Here is a 24,271-nt window from a genome sequence, read left to right on the forward strand (position 1 = left end):
ATTAATTCCGTAGTTTGTAGCCTGAAGCAAGCAGGCGTAGTGATAAAAAGCAAAGCACTACAAAGACCGTGCCAACCACGGCAAGACTATGCCACGGAGAAACGTCTGAGGCTGCAAAAAACCCATAACGAAAACCGTCAATGGTATAGAAAATAGGGTTCCAATGTGACACGGCCTGCCAGAAAGGCGGCAAACTGTGAATGGAGTAAAACACACCAGATAAAAAAGTAGCCGGCATGATTAAGAAGTTTTGAAAGGCTGCGAGTTGATCGAATTTTTCTGACCAAAGCCCTGCAATAACGCCTAGAGTTGCCATGATACCGCAAGATAAGACGGCAAAGCTAATTACCCAAAGCGGGTTGGCTACGGGTAGACGCACAAAAAATAAGGAAACAAGCCAAATACAAATACCTACGGTTAGGCCACGAATAATAGCGGCCAAAATATAGGCAAAGAAAATTTCACGGTGTGACAGCGGTGGTAAAAGGATAAATACCAGATTACCGGTGATGCGGCTTTGAATTAATGATGAAGAAGGGTTAGCAAATGCGTTTTGCAGCATGCTCATCATCATAAGGCCAGGGATCAAAAATGCCGTATAAGGCACTGTATCAAACACACGTACGCGGTCTTCGAGTACGTGAGCAAAGATTAAAAGGTACAAAAGTGCCGTTAAGACGGGTGCGGCAACGGTTTGAAACGCCACTTTGTAAAAACGCAAAAGTTCTTTTTTAAATAGCGTAGGAAAACCTGAACCCATGGTGGGCTGTGGTTTGAGCTGTTGGGTTGTACCTGATGTGGGCTCAGTAGAGCTAGGCACGCCCCAATGCTTGGTAGTAGTGGAATCTGTCATAGTTTTTTTTCAGAATGCATAATACGAACGAATGCTTCTTCTAGATCGCCCGTGCCAGCGCGCTCAAGCAGCGCGGCGGTCGTATCTAAGGCTACGATTTGACCTGATTTAAGCATTGCAATACGACTGCACAAGGCCTCGGCTTCTTCGAGGTAGTGTGTAGTTAAGAGAATGGTGTGGCCTTCATGGTTAAGACGAGAAATGAATTCCCACAAACTGCGACGCAAATCTACGTCTACTCCGGCAGTGGGTTCGTCTAGGATAATGACCGGAGGACGATGCACCAAGGCTTGAGCCACCAAAACGCGTCGTTTCATACCACCTGATAAGGCGCGCATGTTCGTGTTGCTTTTGTCAGAAAGGCCGAGATGATGCAGGATTTCATCAATCCAGTCATCATTATTACGTAAACCAAAGTAGCCCGATTGAAGTCGCAGCGTTTCACGCACTGTGAAAAATGGGTCGTAGACGATTTCTTGGGGCACCACACCTAAAGCACGACGTGAATTACGATAATCGGTTTCCACGTCAAACCCACAGATACTGGCACGACCTGTTGTGGCTTTGGAGAGCCCAGCTAGTATAGAAATCATGGTGGTTTTGCCTGCGCCATTGGGGCCAAGCAAACCAAAGAATTCACCTTGTTCAATCGTGAGATTAACGTCTTGAAGAGCCTGAAAACCTGGGCCTGTAGCGGGGCTAAATAGGCCTTTTTTTTCAGGGGGAAAAACTTTAGAGATATTTTCTAATTTGATTGCAGACATAGGTACACAATAAAAATCTGGCCCACCATGAGCCAGATTTCTATTATAAATGAGCTGAATTAAAACCCTAACGGTATCGTTAAATGATTAAGGGTTTTGTACAGGCATGGTTTGTTTATTAAGGCTATCGATCAGACCGTCTATGCCATCACGCTGAATGACTTCAGAGAACTGGTTGCGGTAGTTTTGAATCAGCCAAATGCCTTCAACATTAAGGTCATAAATGAGCCATCCGTCGGGCGTTTGCTCCATTCTGTAGTCTACACCAACAGCAGGACCATCACGCTGAATGATGGTGGTGCGCACTACTACATCCTCTGCATTGGCATCGCCACGGAAAGGGCCTACTTGGATAGAAGACAGTTTGTTGACGTTAGCCAACGCACCGCTATAGGTACGGATTAAGGTGTTCTTGAAAGAATCAACCAACGCGTTGCGCTGTTCAGGGCTAGCTTGACGCCAATGGCGACCCGTCGCTAAGCGGGTGGTTTTCTCAAAATTCACATATGGCAGTACGTACTGATTTACCAAGGCGTTAATCGCTGCACGGTCACCGCCTTGGGCTGCCGTGTCGTTTTTTACCGCGTCAAGAGCTTGAGTTGCAATCTCGTCGATGAACTCAGCGGGAGGTTGTTTGCGGTCGACCTTTTGTGCATGAGCATGGGAAATGCCTAAGACCAAGGCAAACGCCATTAAAATTGCAGAAAAATAGTGTTTGGCTAACAACATAAAACATCCTTTTTGGAGGGATTAATTTGTGGTGGATGAGGCGTCATCGTCATCAAAGTCTTCGTAGTTAGGCAGGTCATCGCCATAGCTATCATCCATGGGGTCACGAAGCTTCCGGTTAACCAGTGACTGACGACGTTGCAAGTAGGCATCGCGTATAAAGCTGTAGCGATCTAGCGCAATATCATTCACCATTGCATCTGCATCCAACAAGCCTGTACGTAAATCCACAAAGTACAAGCCTAAGATGGAGTTGCGAACGGGGACATTTTTAATCGCCACAATCGGAGAGGACTCGCTAAAGCCAACTGCCACACCGCCTGCTAGGGCCGCGCTGTCTCGTACTGTGCTGGGGCCAATTAAAGGTAACACTACATAAGGGCCTGAACCAATGCCCCACACCCCTAATGTTGTTCCGAAATCATTAGGAATACGCTGTGCACCGTTTTTTGACGCCACATCAAAACACCCGCCTACACCCATAGTGCTATTAAACAAAACACGTCCCAAGGTGTTAAAAAAGTCATGCGGACGACCTTGTAAGAAACTGTTGGCTGCTGACCAGACATCTCCTACGTTACGGAACATATTATGTATACAGGATTGTACGGGCTGTGGGGTTAGCGTTTTGTAAGTGTTTGCAATGGGTTTTACCAACGCGTTATCAACGTTGTAGTTGATTTTGTCCATGGTACGGTTGTAACTTTCCCACGGGTCATTTGGGTTAGGGTGCTCGACCGTGGCACACCCTGTAATGACGAGTAAAGAAGTAGCGGCTAAACCGAGGCGGCCCCATGTGGGGCTATTTTTGGAATGGCTCTCAGGTGTACTAGACATAAGATCAAACTCGAAAAGAAAGAGAGGACTCAGGCAATGCCGATATTAATCGCTTGCTTTGCTGTAGAGAAATTTGCTGATGAGGTCTTCAAGCACAACAGCACTTTGGGTGTAAATGATTTTGCTGCCGTCTTTAAAGTCGTCATCACTGCCGCCTGGAGTTAGCCCAATATACTGCTCTCCGAGTAAACCAGAAGTTAATATGGAGGCTGAGCTGTCATCAGGAAAGAGAAATTTCTCGTCGATTTCAAAAGTAGCTGTTGCACGGTATTCAGTGGTATCAAAACCAATATCGACCACTCGGCCTACCACTACGCCACTGCTTTTGATTGGGGCACGCACTTTAAGCCCACCAATGTTGTCAAAAGAGGCATGCAGTTTGTATGTGGGCGCAAAAGAAAAGGTGCTGAGATTGCCTGCTCGTAGCGATAAAAAAACCAGAGCGAGAAGGCCGATTAAGACAAAGAGTCCTACCCAAAAATCGCTTTTGTTATTTGACATAGAAACTATTCCAAAATTAATTGCTAAACATAAGAGCTGTGAGCAAGAAATCCAGCCCGAGCACGGCTAACGAGCCGCTAATTACAGTACGCGTGGTAGCACGAGCTACGCCCTCAGGTGTGGCCTTGGTGGTCCAGCCGGTATAGAGAGCAATCATGGTGACTACTACCCCAAACACAACGCTTTTAATCACACCATTTAGGACGTCATTGATGACGTCTACGCCGCCTTGCATTTGTGACCAGAACACGCCAGGATCAATACCGATCATTAAGACTCCGACTACCCAGCCACCGATAATCCCCACCATGGAAAATACAGCAGCTAAGACAGGCATAGCAATAATTCCGGCCCAGAGACGAGGTACTAAAATACGCCGCATAGGATCCACTGCCATGACTTCCATGGCAGCAATTTGTTCACCGGCTTTCATTAGCCCGATTTCAGCGGTTAATGAGGTGCCGGCGCGACCCGCAAACAACAAAGCGGTGACCACGGGCCCAAGCTCGCGAGTCAGAGAAAGTGCCACCAACAAACCAATGGCTTCTTCGGAGCCATACCGAGTTAAGGTGTAGTATCCCTGTAGACCCAACACAAAACCAACAAAGAGTCCGGAGACACTGATAATTAAAAATGAATAATTACCAATAAAGTGGATTTGTTGAGTCACTAAACGGGGGCGCGTAAAAATGACACTGCTACGAGCCAACAGAGCAAAAAAGAGGCGTGTAAAAGCACCTAGAGCCACAATGCTGTGGCGCACATGCCTGCCTAAAGCAGAAATCGGAGTCGTAAGAAAAGTCATGATTTATTACGTTGTTGGAGCCAATTTTCAAATGCCGGCGTAACGGGGTAATTAAAGGCAATGGGCCCATCGGGCTTGCCATTTAAGAACTGCTGTACGTATTCATCGGTGGATTCCAGCAACTGGTCTGGTGTACCACTGGTAATGAGTTTCCCTTGACCTACGATGTAAACCTGGTCGGCAATTTTAAAGGATTCGGGAACGTCGTGGGTGATAATCACCGAAGCACAATTTAATTGATCGGATAATCGACGAATTAATTGGGCTGTAATACCTAATGAAATAGGATCTAAGCCAGCAAAAGGTTCGTCATAGAGAATGAGTTCGGGTTCAAGCACTACTGCACGCGCCAGAGCAACACGACGCGCCATGCCGCCGGAAATTTCAGAAATATATAAATGAGCTGCCGCTTTTAGGCCGACGGCATCCAGTTTATCGAGCACAATTTGCGTGATTTCTGATTCAGACTTATTTGTTTGTTCGCGTAGTGGAAAAGCGACGTTTTCAAATACATTCAGATCGGTAAATAATGCGCCGTGCTGAAAAAGCACCCCCATGCGCTTGCGTAATGCTTGGAGCTCTGGGGGATTTAGCTGAGCAATGTTTTTTGAAAAAGCAGTAATAGTGCCAGTTTGTGCCACGATTTGACCGGTTGCCGCACGCAATAGAGTGGTCTTTCCTGAGCCGGATCCCCCCATTAATGCTACCACTTGGCCCTTTTGCACCGTAAGGCTGATGTTTTTTAGGACGGTAAAGTCCCCATAGCCCAAGGCGACATCATCAAAGTGCAAAACGGTGGTGGAGTCGATAACAGAGGTCATAGATTCAAAATAAAAAATGGCAGCGTGTAGCCTTTATAGCGTATTTTTTAAACGTAGACGTAAAAAACCTGTTGCTAACAATGTGCCAATTAAAACAAGAGCGGTACTAAAAAGCTCGTTTAAACCAAATGGCTCATTTAAAAGCAAGACGCCCCAAATAATACCAAATGGTGGCACTAAAAAGGTAACAGTTACACTGCGAGCACCACCAATGGATGCCACGAGCCGATAAAAAATGATATAAGCCACGGCTGTACAGAGCAAGGCTAGGCTTAATGCTGAACCCCATGCATTGATAGAAACAGGGTGCTGTGGCCAGAAATAAATGGCTAAGGGCAGCACACACAAAGTAGCCGAACTAAAGCTGCCAGCCGTAACTGCAATAGGGTCAGCACCTTTTAAGTACTTAGTGCTAAAGCTGGCGGCAATGCCGTAACTGATTGTGGCAGCTAATGAGGCAAACACAGCTAAGCTTTGGTGCTGATCCTGAAAAAATAGTTTGTCATATACGAGAAAAACAATACCACTAAACCCCACAATAAGCCCAAGCAGCCGAGAGCCACTGAGGTGTTCGCCAAGCCAAGCGCGCGCAATAAGAGCGCCAAATAAAGGCGTCATGGCATTAATCACGGCAATGGTACCAGTAGGTAAGTGTTGGGTAGCGTACACGAATAAGCTAAATGGAATCGCAGCGTTTACCACCCCAACAAAAGCAATAGGCCAGCCGTACTGTCGCAGGGCTTGCCACTTTTTTTGCCAAGCTACGACACTTAGCATCGCTAATGCGGCTATGCCTACCCGCACCAACATAAGAGGCCATGTGCCAAAATCATCTACAGCTAAACGCATAAAAAGAAAGGAGCTGCCCCAGATAGCGGCGAGAAGAAACAGTTGCTGCAGGTCTTGGGCTTTCATAGAAAGGCGGCCTTGGCGTAAAAATGGAATAAGAGATTAATTGTATCTGCTTGGTCAGTATTACGCTGCTTTTTGCTTTATATAAAAAGCGAAAAAGCTTAGTTCAGAAGTAGAGGCCAAGTAAATACCAGTTACTATCTGCTAAGCTTAGAGGCTGCCCGGTTTAGGTGTAATTCCATTACAATTTAATAATGACCCCTATTCAAACACTTCCTTCATTGGCTGATTTAGATCAGCGCTATCAATATTTATTACAGCAGGCCTATGACTTGCCACAAGCACAGAGTCGTCCTGTTACCGTATGCAATCGGTTATGTGGTTGGGCCACCGCTCAAGCCACTGCTGTACTTGCCGCTTTACCTGGCGTGCAAGTTAATGACACTGGCGTGCATATTGCGTGGGCCCAAGAACCTAGCCCTGCCATTAATGCACTTTTAGCTGAGATTGCGGCGCAGTTAGATCAAGCCGGTTTGGTAAAAGCATGGCGCGATGAGCTCTTGCATGTGTTTGCTAATACAGAAATGGTAGGGGCCATAGAGCGTGGTGCAGTGCGCCCATTAGGTTTGGTGACCCAGGCTGTGCATTTAAATGCGTGGAGCCATGACGGTAAACTATGGGTAGCAAAACGCGCGGCGACCAAACCGACGGATCCCAACAAATGGGACACAATGGTGGGGGGGCTAGCAGTTGCTTTTGAAGACTTAGACACTTCTTTATTGCGCGAAAGCGAAGAAGAAGCAGGGCTTTTGCCCCAGCAATTGTTGCAGCGTGAGCCTTTACGGCACTTATTACGCATGTATCGCCAACTTCCCGAGGGGTATCAGGTTGAAGACGTACTCATTAGTGACTGTGTACTTGATGAGGGTGTGATTCCTCAGAACCAAGACGGTGAGGTCAGTGAGACACGTTTGCTCTCTATTTCAGACTGGTGGGAAATGATGCAAACGGGTGTGTTTACGCTCGAGGCTGAAATGGTGCTTATTGATAGTGTGCGTTTACGGCTCTTACAGGCATAATAGATCTAGGTGTACGTAACTAGACGTAAAGGAGACGCTTGATCATGAAAAACAATCCATTTGATATTCCAGGTTTTGCTGTTAACCAAGACAACCCGCTGCTAGCTAGTTTAAATATGATGCAGCAAATTTGGGGCAATATGGCTAAAAGTCCCCTTGATTTAGCCACACCGGCTACCGCGATCCCTACTATCGAGGATCTTTCAAAACGCATTGAAGAGCTACAAGCGGTTGAGAGCTGGTTACGTCTTAACTTGTCTATGTTATCTAGCACCATTCAAGGCTTAGAAATTCAACGCAGCACCTTGACGACTTTACAAGCAATGGCAAAAAGCGGCCTAGGTGCAATGTCTGAACTCAGCGGAATGATGGCACAGGCTAATGAGCAAGCCGCTGCCCCAGAGACAGACACTGCTGAACAAACCGAAGACACTAACGATGAAAGCCTACGCCAAGCAGGTCAAGCCTGGTGGGATTTATTACAAAATCAGTTCGAGACCTTAGCCACAGCAACGGCACAGTCCATGCAACAGGCGCAAAACGTAGCAGAAAACCTATCTGCAGGCGTGGCTTCTCCTTCGGCTGACAGCACATTTAAACCCAAAGAGACGGCGAAAAAGTCGGCAGCCAAAAAAACAGCTCGCACGACTAGCGCCACCAAAACCACAAAAACCACGTCTAAAAGCGCTGCTAAAAAAGCAGCCAAAAAGACAGCTAAGGCGGCGAAAAAAACCTCTTAGCCCTAACCTAAGAACGGGATGTATATGTTAAATGTAGTGATTCTTGCAGCGGGTAAAGGCACTCGTATGCAATCAGATTTACCTAAAGTGCTACACCGTATTGCGGGTCAAAGCATGTTAGCGCACGTGCTACAAAGCGCACAAACGCTACAACCTGATGCAGTCATTGTGGTGACAGGTCATGGTGCAGAGCAAGTAAAAAATACATTTAACCAAAATGCTGACATGCAGTTTGTGTTGCAGCAGCCTCAGCTGGGCACAGGCCATGCCGTACAACAAGCGGTGCCCGCTTTAAAAGGTGGTGCCAACCCGCAGGACACCACCTTAATACTCTACGGCGATGTACCGATGGTACAGCCACAGACTATGCAGGCCTTAATTGCAGCACGCGGCCAAGGCATGGCCGTATTAACCGAATTCTTGTCTGATCCTACGGGGTATGGGCGTATAGTACGCGACGCCGAAGGTCGCATTCAACGCATTGTGGAGCACAAAGACGCAAGCGATGCCGAGCGTGCCATTACCGAGGTCAACACCGGTATTATTGCTGCACCTACCGCTCAGCTAAAAGAATGGCTAGCACGTTTACAAAACAACAATGCACAGCAAGAGTTTTACTTGACCGATATTATTGGTTTCGCGGTACAAGATGGGGTAGCAGTTAATGCAGCACACCCCGAGTACGACTGGGAAACCCTAGGGGTAAACAGTCGCGTGCAACAAGCCCAACTAGAACGAGCTTGGCAGCGCGAACAAGCATCCCGCTTAATGCACGCCGGTGTTACTTTGGCTGACCCAGAGCGTATTGATATTCGCGGTACCTTGGCGTGTGGGCGAGATGTGTTTATTGATGTGGGGTGTGTGTTCGAAGGCCATGTGGTGCTCAAAGACGGGGTACAAATCGGAGCACACAGCGTGATCAAAGACACCCATCTTGGTGCAGGTACAGTGGTGCATCCATTTAGCCACCTAGACCAGAGTCACGCGGCCGCCCACACATCCATTGGCCCCTTTGCTCGGTTACGTCCAGGCACGCAGTTAGGCGAGCGCGCACATATCGGTAATTTTGTCGAAGTCAAAAACAGCCAATTCGACACAGACGCTAAAGCCAGTCATCTCAGCTATATCGGCGATGCGCAAGTTGGCCAGCGCGTTAATATTGGCGCAGGGGTTATTACGTGTAACTACGATGGCGCCAATAAATTTAAAACGGTTATTGGGGACGATGCATTTATTGGCTCCGATTCGCAGTTAGTAGCTCCGGTTGTCATCGGTAAAAACACCACTGTAGCAGCCGGTACTACCGTAACACGCGATACTGAAGACAACGGTTTGGTTTTATCCCGTACACCTCAACACTATAAAGCAGAGTGGCAACGCCCTAAAAAAGCGAAATAACATTGACGAACTCAGCCCATTCCCAGACAGCTCATGCCGAGTTGCCTGATGGGCTACCTATGCCGCGTCGCATTTATGCGGCGCTGACGCTTTTGGTGTCCTTGGTGATTACCGTGCTGGATGCCAGCATGTCCAATGTGGCTTTGCCGGTAATCGCATTGGAACTAGGCATTGATGCAGCGGTCGTGGTGTGGGTGGCTATTGCGTACAGTTTGACCATTGTCATGACGCTATTGCCGTTTTCAGCCTTAGCAGAGCGTATTGGCTTAGGACGGCTATTTACTATAGGCATTGGTGTGTTTTTAAGCGCATCCATTGCTGCTGTTTTTTCTTATGATTTTGTCACCCTGATCCTAGCTCGAATTGCCCAAGGCATTGGTTCGTCAATGCTGATGTGCTTATTTGGGGGGTTGGTGCGCAATATTTATCCCCTTAGCCGTTTAGCCATGGGATTAAGTCTTAATGCCATGACCGTTTCCATGACGGCAGTATTAGGACCATCGTTAGGTGCTTTTATATTGGAGTGGGGCTCGTGGCGTTGGATTTTCTTTTTAAATATTCCCTTTTGTATCGCCGCTTGGTGTGGGGTGCGTTTTTTACCTAGAGTGCCGCGTAGTCTACGGCGTTTTGACTGGTTTGCTGCAGTGATGAGCTTTCCGGTTTTTGGCCTTTCTATCTTAGGTTTGGATTTGATTGCCACCCAGTATCTGTGGGCGATTGCTTGCTTGAGCATAGCGGCTTTGTGTGCTTGGGTACTGATTCGTCATTCATTGCGCCACAGTGAACCTTTAATCCCCATTGATTTGCTGCGTATTACGCCGGTGGCTTATGCAGTAGCCGCCTCTGCTTTTTCTTTTGCAGCACAAATGGCGTCTGTGGTTGCACTGCCTTTTTATTTTCAGCGCATTATGGGCTATAGCTATAGTGAAATCGGTGTAATGTTAGGTATATGGTCACTGGGTGTTGGCATGATGGCACCTCTAGCGGCTTGGTTATCGGGTCGGGTTCCTATTGCGATTTTATGTGCAACAGGAGCCGGCACTATGGCTAGTTCTACCCTGCTACTGGTGTTCTTAGATGCACAGTCAGCCATTTACTGGGTGTGTGTTTCCATGATTTTAGGGGGCGTTGGGTTTGGTTTGTTTCAAACTCCCAATAACCGTGCCATGCTGGCAGGTATACCTCGCCACCGCAGCGCGGCAGCAGGGGGTATGCAAGCCACGACGCGTGTTTACGGCCAAAGTTTTGGCACTGCCTTGGTCGCGCTAGCATTTGCGTATGGCGCAGCCCAAGGCCCTATACTAGGCGTATTAGTTGCCACGGGTTGTGCGCTGATGTCATTGGGTATTAATATTGCCCGTCATTTAAACCCCGCTTCGGACCCTGACTTTTAAGTGTTGTTATGCGTGTTTTATTAATTAATTTTGAACGAGGTTGGCGCGGGGGCGAACGACAAACCCTGCTGACTGCGCTAGGTCTTCACGAACAAGGCCTGCATCCCACCGTATTAGCACGTCAAGGCGAGCCTTTGGCGCAGCGTTTAGCAGTGCTGGGCATACCAGTCGTTGAATGCAAGTCGTCACTACATGCTATGTGGTATTTAATCCAGCATCGGCATCAGTATGACATCTATCATGCCCAAACCTCTGCCGCTTTAACCTGGCTTGCTAGTCTGAAGCCTTTGCTAAAAGGCAAAGTCGTATTTACTCGACGCACTGCGTTTCCCTTGCGTCGCGACGGTCACACTGAAACCCACTATCAAAAACGCATAAAAAAACTGCGTTGGAAGTGGTCTAAGGTGGATGAGTTTGTTGCCATTAGTGCGGCTGCGGCGCGTGATCCACACGAACTGGGTTTTAAGCCCATTATTATTCCCAGTGCTGTTGAGTTTGTGCCTGCGGATACCGATCATATTATTGCTTTTACCGAGCAGCATGAGTTAGGGGGGCGGTATGTATTGGGTACCGTTGCGGCCTTAACTCGAGAAAAAGACCCAGAAACCACGATTCGAGCGGTGCATGCTTTGTGGCAGCAACGTCAAGACTTTGTGTTTTTGCATTTTGGTGCGGACGGCGACGCCACACCCGCAGCTAAAGCCTTAATTACCGAGTTAGGCTTAGATGGTGTTTATAAACTGATGGGTTTTGAGCGTCGCATCGAAGACATTTACCGTTTAATGCATGTGTTTGTATTAAGCTCGCGCTTTGAAGCCTTGGGCAGCAGCGTCTTGGATGCGTTTTTGTACGCCGCACCGGTGGTTGCGACCAATGCAGGAGGCTTAGCAGAGTTATTAGGTGATGAGCGAGGTATTGCCTGCGAAGTGGGTGATTTTAATGCTATGGCTGCCGCTTGCGACCGTATACTCGAAGACGAACCGTTTAGAAATCAAATGATTCTGACTGCCTTGCGATGGGTACAAAAAGAGCATGGCGTAGACACCATGGTACAAAGCTATATAGATCTATACCACGGACGTCTGAATGCAGCTCCCGAGTTAGCGGCTGATTCGGCCGCGGTGTCAGCAGAGTCAGCAGATCAGCCTGTGGTTGAACCCGTCTCAGAGTCTGCGGAAAAGCCTGAACCTGTTTTTACAGTAAGTGAATTGGAAGATAACGCTTCTAAAAGCACTTGATCTAGTGCGCGGCAAAGCTCGACCTTGAGGGCGGGGAAGGATAGCGCGGACGCCGTAGAAATCCTCCGGCTTTAGGCGGGGAAGATGTTAAGCCGTACCACCCAATATTCATTGGGTGTGTTGTGCTTAACGATTAACATGGATACCAAAAGGTTGCTGTGGTGGACGTGATACTGCAATACGAAAATTAACTTTTTCTTTTGCGGTTTTTTTTGCAAAATAGAAAACTAACTTTCTTTTATAAAGGTTAAAGCTATGTGCGGCATTGTGGGTGCGGTAGCGCAAAGAAATATAGTTCCTGTCTTGCTTGAAGGTCTCAAGCGTTTAGAGTATCGCGGTTATGATTCCTGCGGTTTGGCTGTGTTTAAAGAACACCAGCTAGTACGGGCGCGCAGCACGCAGCGTGTGGCTGAGCTAGCCGTCGCCGTTGAACAAGATGGTTTAACGGGCCAGCTAGGCATTTCTCATACGCGCTGGGCTACGCATGGCGCACCAGCCACACAGAATGCCCACCCACACTTCTCGGGCCAACCCGCTCGTATTGCGGTGGTTCACAATGGGATTATTGAAAACTACGAGCCATTACGCGCAGAGCTAATCGAAGCCGGTTATGTGTTCGAGAGCCAAACCGATACCGAAGCCATTGCTCATTTGCTAGATCATATGTATGACGGCGATATTTTTTCAACGCTGCAGCAGGTTTGTCAGCGCTTGCAAGGTGCCTATGCGCTAGCGGTAATGTGTACAGCTGAACCTACACGTTTAGTTGGTGCCCGCTCTGGCTCGCCCTTGGTGGTAGGGGTAGGGCAACATGAAAATTTCTTGGCCTCCGATGCATTAGCTATTGCTGGGGTAACAGATCAAATCATCTACCTCGAAGACGGGGACTTGGTGGATTTGGGTTGTGACCACCTGCACATTGTGAATAAAAGCGGCACAGCCGTACATCGCGAGGTTCACACTGTCCAAGCCCATATGGCGGCTGCCGATTTAGGCCCATACCGTCATTACATGCAAAAAGAAATTTTCGAGCAACCACGCGCCGTTGCCGATACCTTACAAGACATTGAATCCATTGGCCCCGAATTATTTGGTGCGGACGCAGCAGCGATTTTTCAGCGTATTGATCGTGTGTTGATTTTGGCCTGTGGTACCAGCTTTTATGCGGGCTTAACCGCTAAGTATTGGATTGAAGCGATAGCGCAGATGCCTGTTGCTGTAGAAATCGCCAGCGAATACCGCTATCGCGATAGCGTGCCTTTTGAAAGCACGCTGGTGGTTACCATTTCCCAATCCGGCGAAACCGCCGACACGCTTGCCGCCCTAAAACACGCTAAAGCCTTGGGTATGCCTTACACCCTAAGCGTATGTAATGTGGCTACCAGCGCCATGGTACGCGAATGCGCTCTGCATTTTATTACTCGTGCCGGTGTGGAAATAGGTGTGGCTTCCACCAAAGCCTTTACTACACAATTAACGGCTTTGTTTTTATTAGCATTAAGCTTAGCCAAAGTTAAAGGGTTGTTGGACTCCGACCAAGAAAGTCATTATTTAAATAAATTACGCCATTTACCTGTAGCCATTGGTGCTGTGCTAGCCCTAGAACCCCAGATTATGGACTGGGCCGATCACTTTGCTCGTAAAGAAAATGCCTTATTTTTGGGCCGTGGCATGCATTACCCCATCGCTCTTGAGGGCGCGCTAAAGCTAAAAGAGATCAGTTATATTCACGCCGAAGGCTACCCAGCCGGCGAACTAAAACACGGCCCCTTGGCTTTGGTTACCGAACACATGCCTGTGGTTACCATTGCCCCCAAAGACGACCTATTAGAAAAACTAAAATCCAATATCCAAGAGGTTCACGCCCGTGGTGGCGAGCTGTATGTATTCGCCGATGCCGACACATTGATCCGCTCTGAAGACCACATCCATGTCATCCGCATGCCTGAACACTATGGGGCGCTATCTCCCATTTTGCACACCATTACCTTGCAATTGCTGTCTTATCACACGGCACTAGCACGCGGCACCGACGTAGACAAACCCCGCAACTTGGCAAAGAGTGTGACGGTGGAGTAGGGGTTTGGGGGCTTTTGCTGCTGGTGTGGGCGGACAATTAAGTTGAGAAACAGACAAAATAGTTGAGAACTATGACACGAAAGATGAGAACTTAACAAAATAGTTGAGAACTTTTAGAGGTCCAGTTATGCTGTGAAAAAGCATACTGGACTTTTGTTATGGCTAAAGCAAACTCTTCATTCTCTGAAGTACAAATTGCCCGTCGTTTTAAAGAGGGGCGTGGCCAAGGGCATGGTAAGAACTATATTCCATGGCTAACAGTACAAGAAGTCCCTTCCTCAGGTCGATCCCACCGTATTTATTCTCATAAAACCGGACGAGTTCATCATTTGCTCTCTGATTTAGAGCTTGCTGTTTTTCTCAGTCTTGAATGGGAGAGCAGCGTGTTGGATATACGTGAGCAATTTCCCTTATTACCTAGTGACACCAAGCAGATTGCAATAGATAGTGGCATTAAGCATCCTGCTATTCGTGGTGCAGATCAGGTTATGTCTACTGATTTTTTAGTGGACTGCAAAGATGGTCCTTTTGAGCAGTTTGCTATTCAAGTCAAATCTGCAGCAGCCTTACAAGACGAGCGCACCCTAGAAAAATTAGAACTAGAGCGTCGTTATTGGCAGCAAAAACAAATTCCTTGGTTCATTTTTACTGATAAAGAAATAAATCCTGTTGTAAAAGAAAATATTGAATGGCTTTATTCAGTGAAAACAGAAGGGGTTTCTGCGGAGCTTTTAGCACAACTGCCAACATTGGCTCATATCCTGCAAGAAAAAGGAGATGAAAATATTATCAATGTCTGTAAGCAGGTTGATATTGCTTATGGTTTGGAGCTAGGTAAAACATTGAGTGAGATGAGAGCATTAGCCGCAAATGGTTTTATTAAGTTCAATATTTATAAGCCGTTTAGATTGAGTATTTGTTCAGAGTTTTATATTACTCAGGCCGTAAATCTGGAAGAGGCATTCTATGTGGCAAATCAATGAGGTTGTGCGCTTTGATGGTGTATTGCATCGCATCTTATCTGTAGATAACGGTTCAGTGGTGTGGATTCAAATTGAACAAGAAAAAGGTGTGCCCCAAACACTTCCAGAGCTAATGCTAGCTCAATATCTTGAGGAGGGTAGGCTTTCGAGAGCAGAAGACCCTTTTGCTGATATAGATTTAAAGGAGCCAGTCTTTGGCTCCGTTGAGTTTGTGAAGCGAGAGGAGACTTATCAACGAATCCTTCCTATCATTAATAGCCCAGTCCGCTTTGACTCTAGAGGTAGGGGCATTCTTATCGAGCAAATCGCTAATAAGCACCAAGCCTCTAAACCAAACATTTATAAAATTTTGCGCCGTTACTGGCAGCGGGGCCAAACTCCTAATGCTTTAATCCCAGACTATAAAAACAGTGGAGCACCAGGGGAAAGACGTTCAGCGACAGGAACAGCAAAAATTGGTCGAGCCAGAGAATATGGTAAAGGTGAAGGAACTAAGGTAACGCCCGAGATTGAACGGCTTTTTAGGCTGACCATAGAAAAGCACCTGTTGAATCAAAAAGGCACAAAGACAACCGTTGCCTATAGACGACTTGTGGACTTGTTTGCTCAGTATTTTCCTCGCATTTCCCAAGAGGATTATCCAACGCTACGTCAGTTTCGTTATTTTTATGATCGAGAATATCCTAAAGCTCAGCGCTTAAAGTCCAGAGTTAAAGCAGGGGTATATAAAAAAGACGTACGCCCATTAAGTAGTACAGCCACTTCTCAGGCGTTAGGTCCGGGCAGTCGTTATGAGATTGATGCCACGATTGCTGATATTTATCTAGTGGATCATCATGATCGCCAAAAAATCATAGGAAGACCGACGCTTTATATTGTGATTGATGTGTTTAGTCGGATGATCACGGGCTTTTATATCGGCTTTGAAAATCCGTCGTATGTGGTGGCGATGCAGGCTTTTGTAAATGCTTGTTCTGACAAAACGGCGATTTGTGCTCAGCATGATATTGAGATTAGTGGTTCAGACTGGCCGTGCGTAGGTTTACCAGACGTGTTGCTAGCGGATCGAGGCGAATTGATGAGTCATCAGGTCGAAGCCTTGGTTTCAAGCTTTAATGTGCGTGTAGAAAGTGCTCCACCTAGGCGTGGTGATGCTAAAGGCATTGTGGAAAGTACGTTTAGAACACTTCAAGCCGAGTTTAAATCCTTTGCGCCGGGTATTGTGGAGGGTAATCGGATCAAAAGTCACGGTGAAATAGATTACAGGTTAGAAGCATCTTTATCAGCATTCGAGTTTACACAAATTATTTTACGCACGATCTTATTCCGAAATAACCATTTAGTGATGGATAAATACGATCGAGGTACTGATTTTCCTACGGACTTACCATCTATTCCTATTCAGTTATGGCAATGGGGTATGCAGCACCGTACAGGCAGTTTGAGAACAGTTGAGAAAGAACAGTTGCGTGTAGCGCTCTTACCGCGTCGAAAGGTTTCGATTTCCTCATTTGGTGTCAATTTGTGGGGTTTGTATTATTCGGGATCGGAGATTTTGCGTGAGGGTTGGTTGCAACGAAGTACTGAGATAGCCAGACCTCAAAATTTAGAAGCGGCTTATGACCCTGTTTTAGCCGATATTATTTATCTTTTTCCACAGGCTGGTAGCCGCGTATTTTGGCGATGTAGTCTAACGGATCGGAGTCGGCAGTTTAAAGGTCTCTCATTTTGGGAGATTTGGGACATACAAGCACAAGAAAAACATAATAAAGCTAATGCAAAGCAAGATGAGCTAGCTAAACGCAGGGAGCTTGAGGCATTTATTGAGCAAACTATTCAGAAAGCCAACAAGCTGACACCTAAAACAACAGAACCAAAATCCAAGCGCATTAAGCAAATTAAAACCAATAAAAAAGAGGCCGTGACTACGGAGCGGAAAGGACGTGCAGAGCTTTTGAAGCCGAGTTCCTCAGGCAAGGAGGCTAAGGTTATTCCTTTCAGCACAGCGAAAGTAGATGAGCAAGAGGATTACAGCCTCCCAACATACATACCAGAATTATTCCAGGACCCATCAGAGGAGGATGAGTCATGAGTGCTACTCAGATTCAAGCGGTTTATCGCGATACGGGAGTAGAGGCTTATCGTGGTAATCCTTTTATTGAAGCTTTACCTCCATTGCAAGAGTCAGTGAATAGTGCTGCATCACTGAAATCCTCTTTACAGCTTACCTCCTCTGACTTGCAAAAGCCCCGTGTTATCAGAGCTCATACCATTTGTCGTATTCCAGATGACTATTTTCAGCCATTAGGTACGCATTTGCTACTAAGTGAGCGTATTTCGGTCATGATTCGAGGTGGCTACGTAGGCAGAAATCCTAAAACAGGAGATTTGCAAAAGCACTTACAAAATGGCTATGAGCGCGTCCAGAAAGGAGAGTTAGAGGCATTCCGCTTTGAAGAGGCTCGGTCCACGGCACAAAGTTTATTGTTAATTGGTTGTTCAGGTAGCGGTAAAACCACTTCGCTACATCGTATTTTAGCCACCTATCCTCAGGTTATTTACCATCCTGAGCTCAATATAGAGCAGGTGGTGTATTTGAAAATAGACTGCTCGCATAATGGTTCGCTAAAAGAAATCTGCTTGAATTTTTTCAGAGCGTTGGATCGAGCCTTAGGCTCGAACTATGAGCGTCGTTATGGCTTAAAACGTCATGGTATAGAAACCATGTTGGCTTTGATGTCGCAAATAGCCAATGCTCATGCTTTAGGGTTGTTGGTTATTGATGAAATTCAGCATTTAAGCCGCTCTCGTTCGGGTGGATCTCAAGAGATGCTGAACTTCTTTGTGACGATGGTGAATATTATTGGCGTACCAGTGATGTTGATTGGTACCCCTAAAGCACGAGAGATTTTTGAGGCTGATTTGCGGTCTGCACGTAGAGGGGCAGGGTTTGGAGCTATATTCTGGGATCCTATACAACAAACACAACGTGGAAAGCCCAATCAAGAGTGGATCGCCTTTACAGATAACCTTTGGCAATTACAGCTTTTACAACGCAAAGATGCGCTGTTATCGGATGAGGTCCGTGATGTGTGGTATGAGCTAAGCCAAGGAGTGATGGACATTGTAGTAAAGCTTTTTGTACTCGCACAACTCCGTGCGCTAGCTTTAGGCAATGAACGTATTACCCCTGGTTTATTGCGGCAAGTGTATCAAGATGAATTGAAACCCGTTCATCCCATGCTAGAGGCCCTACGCTCGGGTATCCCAGAACGCATTGCTCGTTATTCTGATCTAGTTGTTCCCGAGATTGACAAACGGTTAATCCAACTTCAGCTAGATATCGCAGCAATACAAGAACAAACACCAGAAGAAAAGGCGCTTCAGGAGCTAGATACGGAAGATCAGCGTCATTTTTACTTAATGCTAAAAGAGGATTACGACTCTGATTTGCTTGTTCCCACAATCCAAAAAGCCTTTAAACAAAATCCCACTATGACAAGGCAGAAGTTATTGCCGATTATTTTGCAGTGGTTAACTGAGGGTGAAGCATTAGAGTCAGTAACAGAAAAGTCTTCCAAGAGTAAAAAAGCACCGGCTACAACCGTAATAAAACCTAATGCTTGGGATAGTTTGCCTGATACGGACTTACGCTATATCTATTCACAACGTCCACCTGAACAAACCATGCATGAACGGTTAAAAGAGAAAGGAGTGATAGTGGATATGGCGAGCTTATTCAAGCAAGCAGGCTAATGATGAGAAACTTTCCTGTCCCGTACTCGAATGAGCTAATTTATAGCACTATTGCACGGGCAGGCGTTTATCAAGGGATTGTTAGTTCTAAGCAGCTATTAGATGAGGTGTATGGCAACCGTAAGGTTATTGCAACCTTAGATCTACCCTCCCATTTAGGTGTTATAGCAAGACATTTACATCAAACAGGGCGTTACTCTGTTCAGCAGCTCATTTATGAGCATACCTTATTCCCGTTGTATGCCCCATTTGTGGGTAAAGAGCGCCGAGACGAAGCGATTCGGTTAATGGAGTACCAAGCGCAAGGTGCAGTGCATTTAATGCTAGGAGTCGCTGCCTCTAGGGTTAAGAGTGATAACCGTTTTAGATACTGTCCTGATTGCATTGCTACTCAGCTAAACAAGAATGGGGAAGTCTTTTGGCAACGAGATTGGTATTTGCCTGCTTTGCCATATTGTCCAAAACACGGTGCTTTAGTTTTCTTTGATAGAGCAGTAGATGACCACCGACATCAATTTTGGGCTTTGAGTCATACTGAGTTGCTTTCAGGCTATTCCAAAGACTCCCTATCTCAATTAACGGCACTGGCAGCTTATATAGCCCCTCTTTTATACGCTCCACAAGTACAAGAGCTTTCCCCAAGCTTTGAGCAATGGACGCTTTTTTATCAGCGCTTAGCACAGGATTTAGGTCTCACTAGAGGCAAGCACGTTCGTCATGACTTGGTGGCAGAGAGAGTGAGGCGTAGCTTTAGTGATGATATGTTGGAAAAACTGCATTTAACACTGGAAGAGAATAAGGAAACCTGCTGGCTGAAAAACTTATTTCGCAAGCATAGAAAAACCTTTAATTATTTGCAGCACAGCATTGTGTGGCGAGCTTTATTGCCAAAACTAACGGTCATAGAGGTGCTACAGCAGGCAAGTGATATGGCTGAGCACTCTATAGCGACAAGACATGTCAGCAAGTCTGCGCAACCTAGCTATGAAGATTTATCTGTTAAGCATAAAGACTGGCAGCAACTAGTACATCAATACCAAGGAATTAAGGCGGCAAGACAGTCTGTAGAGGGTGGGGCGCTATACGCTTGGCTTTACCGACATGACAGGGATAGGCTAGTTCACTGGAATCAACAGCATCAACAAGAGCGTCTGGCACCCGCCCCTAGAGTTGACTGGGGACAAAGAGATCGAATCGCTGTACGACAACTGCTAAGAATCATAAAGCGTCTAGATAGCAGCCTTGAGCATCCAAGGATGACATCGAGTTGGCTGTTAAAGCAAATTCCTAACGGAACTTCACTTGCAAAAAACCTACAGAAATTGCCTTTGATGACTCTCTGCTTAAAGCGTTACTCAGAAGGTGTAGAGGACTATCAAATCAGACGGGTTAGCCAAGCTTTTATTAAGTTTAAGCAAGAAGGAGTTGAGCTCAGGCGTTGGCGATTATTAAGGCGTGCGACCTTGTCTAAAGAGCGGATAACAAAAGAAGCGAAAAATTTTTTGGAAATGGTCTGTGAGGAGGATTGAGTGGTTAAGCTAGCTAGTTTTGATGACAATGTACAGGTAGTACATATTGGCCACTTATTCCGTAATTCAGAGAATAAAGAGTGGCGTATTTTTGTTTGGTTTAATCCAAAGCAAGAACAGAAATGGGCTCGATTCACTCATTTGCCTTTATTAAGCAGAGGAAAAATTCTTAATCGTACAACTAAGAAAAATAATACAGCAAATCGTGTGATTGAGTTTGGAGCATCGGATCTTCAACGAGCTAAATTAATCGATTTTCCTAACCTTTCTTCTTTTGCCTCCATACGCAATAAGGATGGCGTACAGAACTCCTTTATCTACGAGGATGAAACGCCATATAGCAAGATTCGCTATCACATCCCACAGTTAGAACTAGCTCGGTCTTTATTTTTAATTAATTCTTATTTCTGTCGTAGTTGTTTGAGCAGTACCGCTTTACAGCAGGAGTTTGATGTTCACTATGAGGTTGAACGAGATCATTTAGAGATACGAATTTTGCCTAGTTCTTCGTTTCCTAAAGGGGCGTTAGAGCAGTCGGGTGTCGTGCAACTTCTAGTCTGGTTGTTCTCAGACCAGGAGGTCATGGCTTCGTATGAAAGCATTTTTAGGCACTATCAACAAAACAGAAAAATGACGAAAAATGGTGAGCAGTGGTGCTTTAGCTTTGTCCCTCCGCCCATGCAGGGGTGGAAACTACATGTAAAAGGACGTTTTTCTAATGAAGGTAGGGATTATTTAGTTGAGGAAATCGTTGGTTTAGAAATCAATGCCAGACTTCCTAGGACAACACGTATTAGTCATGTCTCTTTTCAGGAAAATGAGGAAAGTGACGGTGGTACGAAGCACATAGCAATTCCAACAGAGTCGGTCGTTGACGATGAGGATCTACAGTTAGATGACGAGGAAACAGCCAATGTTGAGACAGGCATCCGAGTCATAGAGGCTGATCCGACATGGGTGAGTTTTAGTAGACCTAGTCAGATTGAAAAATCACGCAGGACACGAAAAAGTAGCCAAACCATCTTAGAAAAAGAAGAAGCCACTACAGGTGGAAATAGTCATTTGGTTAGTACTGATGAACCACACTTAGGCGGTGTACTAGCAGCGGCAGATGTAGGCGGAAAACAAGATGCAACAAATTACAACCATGTTTTTGCTAATCGTTTTGCGGCCTTTAATGGGTTAGTTTCAATTTTAAAAACCAAATTTGGATGTCGTGTGATTTTTGAAGAAACATTGGTTTTGCCAAAAGTTGGACGTAGTCGACTGCATTTATGCAAAGATGGCTCGCCAAGGGTGATTAAAGCAGTTGGGTTACGACGAAATGGTGGCGAATTTGTATTGCTAGAGGTCGATGCATCGGATGGAGTAAAAATGCTTTCTACCAAAGTCTTGACTGGTGTTGATAGGGAAACATGGCGGAGTGATTTTGAGAGAATACGGCGTGGGGTAGTAAAGAGCTCATTGAACTGGCCGAATGGGTTATTGGATAAGCTATATGGAAAAGAGGGGCATAGAGGAGTGAATCATCCTAAGGGGTTAGGTGAACTGGAAGTGCCGAGAGAGGGTATGGAGGGGTGGGCTGAAAGATGTTATAGTTTGGCCTAATTACTCTTAAATACTTTTCTCTTTATACCCATGTAACTTTTCGCTACCCCATTTTCTTTGCTTTGTTTTTCTGTTGTTTAATAAAGCACAGTGGGTAGCTCATGGCGTCTCTTTTTTCCTTGTTGTTGGCTCTGGCTGCCTGCTGTGCAGAATTGGATTTCTGCATGTCTAATTTATATTCCACATGGTTTTTTAATGCGCGTCGAGACGTGGTCTCGGGGCTCTTAGTTGCCTTGGCACTCATTCCTGAGGCCATTGCTTTTTCTATTATTGCTGGTGTAGATCCTAAAGTGGGCTTGTATGCCTCATTTAGTATCGCCACCATTATTGCGTTTGTAGGTGGCCGCCCAGGCATGATTTCGGGTGCGACTGGAGCCATGGCTTTGCTAATTGTGTCTTTAGTTAAAGACCATGGTCTCCAGTATCTGTTAGCGGCTACCATTTTGGCAGGCTTAATTCAAATCGTAGCAGGTATGATTAAACTGGGTGGCTTGATGCGCTTTGTGTCTAAGTCAGTGGTCACGGGTTTTGTCAATGCGTTGGCTATTCTTATCTTCTTAGCCCAGCTGCCTGAGTTAACGAATGTGACTTGGCATGTGTATGCATTGACCGCGTCCGGTTTGGCTATTATTTATCTATTGCCGCGCATCACAACTGTGCTTCCTTCTCCTTTAGTTACGATTGTGGTGTTAACGGCTATAACGATGTGGTTTGGCATTGACGTGCGCACAGTGGGAGATATGGGGGAGTTACCAGATACGCTACCTATTTTTCTCATTCCCGATATCCCTTTTAATTTAGAAACCTTACGGATCATTTTTCCTTACTCCTTGACCTTAGCGGTAGTGGGTTTATTGGAGTCGTTGATGACGGCTTCTATCGTAGATGACATGACCGATACTCCTAGTAATAAAAACCGCGAAAGTATGGGGCAAGGTGTAGCAAACGTGGCTACAGGTTTTTTGGGAGGGATGGCAGGCTGTGCCATGATTGGGCAGTCGGTGATTAATGTGAAAGCGGGTGGTCGAGGTCGTTTATCTAGCTTATGTGCAGGTGTTTTTCTGCTGATTTTGATTGTGTTTTTAGGAGATTGGGTTAGCCAGATTCCTATGGCTGCATTGGTTGCAGTGATGATTATGGTTTCGATTAGTACGTTTGATTGGCAATCGGTTAAAAATTTGGTGGTGCACCCCAGAAGTTCTAGTGTAGTAATGATCGCTACGGTAGTGGTGACTGTTTGGACGCATGATCTAGCAAAAGGCGTACTAGTGGGCGTGTTGTTATCAGCAATCTTTTTTGCTCATAAAGTGGTAGATATTTTGCGTGTGCATAACTATCTTTCCGAGGATGGGACGTGTCGTATTTATAAAGCTAAAGGGCAGCTGTTTTTTGCGTCAGCAGGGCAGTTTGTTGACAGCCTGGATTTAAATGAGCCTATCAAGTCAGTACACATTGATTTGTCTGAGGCGCATATTTGGGATTTAACAGCAGTTGAGGCTTTAGAGAGGGTGCACACTAAGTTTAGTCATAAAGGGGTGAAGATTCACTTCATTGGCCTGAATAAGCCGTCCCGTCGTATTATTTTACAACTGGCAAATGAACCTAAAAAAATATTAGCGGCATCTCGTTAAATTACTTCTTTTAAAGAAAGAGCCTGATTTTATAGATCAGGCTTTTTTGTGCCCATTGACATTATTTCAACTATATTTGTACTATTAAAATAATTGGTATCGTTAAACACTGACTAACGGAGTTCTTATGAATGAGCCCCTGCTATCCCCTTTGACTGTTTTGTTTTTATGCACACACAATTCTGCCCGCAGTATTTTGGCCGAAGCCTTGCTTAATGATATTGGACGTGGGCGTTTCAAAGCCTACTCGGCTGGCAGTAATCCTAGCGAAAACCAACAACCGAATCCCTTTGCGTTACGTGTATTGCAGCATGCTGGGGTGTCTACCGAGGGGCTATACAGTAAAAGTTGGGATGCATTCTCTGGTCCAGGGGCGCCAACAATGGATTTGATTATTACCGTGTGCGATAACGCAGCCGGTGAGGTGTGCCCTATTTGGCCGGGTCATCCCGCTACAGCGCATTGGGGCTATTCCGACCCTTCTAACCTCGGTGACTCAGAAGAGGAAAAGTTAGCGGCGTTTAACCAAACGATGCTGATGATCCGACGTCGGTTAGAGCTGCTCACCAGCCTTCCTAAGGAAAAGCTAGAGCATACGTATTTACAGCAAAGTGCAAGAGAACTGTCAGAGCTATAGTTGGCTCTTTTTCTGTCCATGGTGTTTTCCCCCTAAA

22 protein-coding genes are annotated in these 24,271 nt (G+C 46.0%); 13 read left to right on the forward strand and 9 right to left on the reverse strand.

The window, feature by feature from the left end:
• Position 1 precedes the first annotated feature (1 nt).
• The 8 genes from ACBP46_RS00765 to ACBP46_RS00800 all read right to left on the reverse strand — a co-directional run bounded on the left by ACBP46_RS00765 (position 2) and on the right by ACBP46_RS00800 (position 6,225).
• Positions 2-760: an ABC transporter permease gene (locus tag ACBP46_RS00765; RefSeq protein WP_371015400.1), complete on the reverse strand. Its 759-nt coding sequence runs from the start codon at positions 758-760 to the stop codon at positions 2-4.
• A gap of 89 nt (positions 761-849) precedes the next feature.
• Complete coding sequence (locus ACBP46_RS00770; RefSeq protein WP_371014834.1) at positions 850-1,617, reverse strand: ABC transporter ATP-binding protein; 768 nt, start codon at positions 1,615-1,617, stop codon at positions 850-852.
• Positions 1,618-1,704: 87 nt separating this feature from the next.
• Entirely contained in the window at positions 1,705-2,346 is a 642-nt protein-coding gene (locus ACBP46_RS00775; protein ID WP_371014835.1) for an MlaC/ttg2D family ABC transporter substrate-binding protein, read from the reverse strand.
• A 21-nt stretch (positions 2,347-2,367) separates the two neighbouring features.
• Positions 2,368-3,183 carry an MlaA family lipoprotein gene (locus ACBP46_RS00780; protein WP_371014836.1) on the reverse strand — a complete coding sequence of 272 codons (816 nt, stop codon included), beginning with the start codon at positions 3,181-3,183 and terminating at the stop codon, positions 2,368-2,370.
• 45 nt (positions 3,184-3,228) lie between these two features.
• Positions 3,229-3,684 carry an outer membrane lipid asymmetry maintenance protein MlaD gene (gene mlaD / locus ACBP46_RS00785; RefSeq protein WP_371014837.1) on the reverse strand — a complete coding sequence of 152 codons (456 nt, stop codon included), beginning with the start codon at positions 3,682-3,684 and terminating at the stop codon, positions 3,229-3,231.
• Between the two features lie 16 nt (positions 3,685-3,700).
• Complete coding sequence (gene mlaE, locus ACBP46_RS00790; RefSeq protein ID WP_371014838.1) at positions 3,701-4,489, reverse strand: lipid asymmetry maintenance ABC transporter permease subunit MlaE; 789 nt, start codon at positions 4,487-4,489, stop codon at positions 3,701-3,703.
• A complete protein-coding gene (locus tag ACBP46_RS00795; protein ID WP_371014839.1) occupies positions 4,486-5,310 on the reverse strand; it encodes an ABC transporter ATP-binding protein in 825 nt (274 codons plus the stop codon). Before ACBP46_RS00795 ends, mlaE begins: the two co-directional genes overlap by 4 nt.
• A 33-nt stretch (positions 5,311-5,343) precedes the next feature.
• On the reverse strand, positions 5,344-6,225 hold the full coding sequence (locus tag ACBP46_RS00800) for a DMT family transporter (RefSeq protein ID WP_371014840.1): 882 nt from the start codon (positions 6,223-6,225) through the stop codon (positions 5,344-5,346).
• Between the two features lie 191 nt (positions 6,226-6,416).
• Here ACBP46_RS00800 and ACBP46_RS00805 point away from each other — a divergent pair, with 191 nt between their 5' ends.
• The 11 genes from ACBP46_RS00805 (at position 6,417) to ACBP46_RS00855 (ending at position 21,966) form a co-directional block, all read left to right on the forward strand.
• Positions 6,417-7,241: an NUDIX hydrolase gene (locus ACBP46_RS00805; RefSeq protein WP_371014841.1), complete on the forward strand. Its 825-nt coding sequence runs from the start codon at positions 6,417-6,419 to the stop codon at positions 7,239-7,241.
• Between the two features lie 44 nt (positions 7,242-7,285).
• Entirely contained in the window at positions 7,286-7,981 is a 696-nt protein-coding gene (locus ACBP46_RS00810) for a PhaM family polyhydroxyalkanoate granule multifunctional regulatory protein (RefSeq protein WP_371014842.1), read from the forward strand.
• Positions 7,982-8,005: 24 nt separating this feature from the next.
• Positions 8,006-9,379 carry a bifunctional UDP-N-acetylglucosamine diphosphorylase/glucosamine-1-phosphate N-acetyltransferase GlmU gene (glmU, locus tag ACBP46_RS00815; protein ID WP_371014843.1) on the forward strand — a complete coding sequence of 458 codons (1,374 nt, stop codon included), beginning with the start codon at positions 8,006-8,008 and terminating at the stop codon, positions 9,377-9,379.
• Positions 9,380-9,381: 2 nt separating this feature from the next.
• Positions 9,382-10,773 carry an MFS transporter gene (locus tag ACBP46_RS00820; protein ID WP_371014844.1) on the forward strand — a complete coding sequence of 464 codons (1,392 nt, stop codon included), beginning with the start codon at positions 9,382-9,384 and terminating at the stop codon, positions 10,771-10,773.
• Positions 10,774-10,781: 8 nt separating this feature from the next.
• Positions 10,782-12,011: a glycosyltransferase family 4 protein gene (locus ACBP46_RS00825; protein WP_371014845.1), complete on the forward strand. Its 1,230-nt coding sequence runs from the start codon at positions 10,782-10,784 to the stop codon at positions 12,009-12,011.
• A 255-nt stretch (positions 12,012-12,266) separates the two neighbouring features.
• A complete protein-coding gene (gene glmS / locus ACBP46_RS00830; RefSeq protein ID WP_371014846.1) occupies positions 12,267-14,090 on the forward strand; it encodes a glutamine--fructose-6-phosphate transaminase (isomerizing) in 1,824 nt (607 codons plus the stop codon).
• Positions 14,091-14,248: 158 nt separating this feature from the next.
• Complete coding sequence (locus ACBP46_RS00835; protein WP_371014847.1) at positions 14,249-15,073, forward strand: TnsA endonuclease N-terminal domain-containing protein; 825 nt, start codon at positions 14,249-14,251, stop codon at positions 15,071-15,073.
• Positions 15,074-15,077: 4 nt separating this feature from the next.
• Positions 15,078-17,165 (forward strand): hypothetical protein, encoded by a 2,088-nt coding sequence (locus ACBP46_RS00840; RefSeq protein ID WP_442512685.1) that lies wholly within the window; start codon positions 15,078-15,080, stop codon positions 17,163-17,165.
• Positions 17,162-18,829 (forward strand): AAA family ATPase, encoded by a 1,668-nt coding sequence (locus tag ACBP46_RS00845; protein WP_371014849.1) that lies wholly within the window; start codon positions 17,162-17,164, stop codon positions 18,827-18,829. The genes ACBP46_RS00840 and ACBP46_RS00845 overlap by 4 nt, the downstream gene beginning before the upstream one ends.
• On the forward strand, positions 18,829-20,358 hold the full coding sequence (locus tag ACBP46_RS00850; protein ID WP_434060785.1) for a TnsD family Tn7-like transposition protein: 1,530 nt from the start codon (positions 18,829-18,831) through the stop codon (positions 20,356-20,358). The genes ACBP46_RS00845 and ACBP46_RS00850 overlap by 1 nt, the downstream gene beginning before the upstream one ends.
• Entirely contained in the window at positions 20,359-21,966 is a 1,608-nt protein-coding gene (locus tag ACBP46_RS00855) for a Tn7-like element transposition protein TnsE (protein ID WP_124787064.1), read from the forward strand.
• A 43-nt stretch (positions 21,967-22,009) separates the two neighbouring features.
• Here the strand turns inward: ACBP46_RS00855 and ACBP46_RS00860 are convergent, their stop codons facing one another.
• Positions 22,010-22,132 carry a hypothetical protein gene (locus tag ACBP46_RS00860; protein WP_371014850.1) on the reverse strand — a complete coding sequence of 41 codons (123 nt, stop codon included), beginning with the start codon at positions 22,130-22,132 and terminating at the stop codon, positions 22,010-22,012.
• On the opposite strand from ACBP46_RS00860, the gene ACBP46_RS00865 reads away from it, so the two are divergent.
• The gene (locus tag ACBP46_RS00865; RefSeq protein ID WP_371014851.1) at positions 22,131-23,597 is read left to right on the forward strand and encodes a SulP family inorganic anion transporter; all 1,467 of its coding nucleotides are present in this window, start codon (positions 22,131-22,133) and stop codon (positions 23,595-23,597) included. The genes ACBP46_RS00860 and ACBP46_RS00865 overlap by 2 nt on opposite strands.
• Before the next feature lie 127 nt (positions 23,598-23,724).
• Positions 23,725-24,234: an arsenate reductase ArsC gene (locus ACBP46_RS00870; RefSeq protein ID WP_371014852.1), complete on the forward strand. Its 510-nt coding sequence runs from the start codon at positions 23,725-23,727 to the stop codon at positions 24,232-24,234.
• Positions 24,235-24,271 lie beyond the last annotated feature (37 nt).

This window comes from Paenalcaligenes hominis (assembly GCF_041359055.1).
In the GTDB taxonomy this organism is placed as follows: domain Bacteria; phylum Pseudomonadota; class Gammaproteobacteria; order Burkholderiales; family Burkholderiaceae_B; genus Paenalcaligenes; species Paenalcaligenes hominis_A.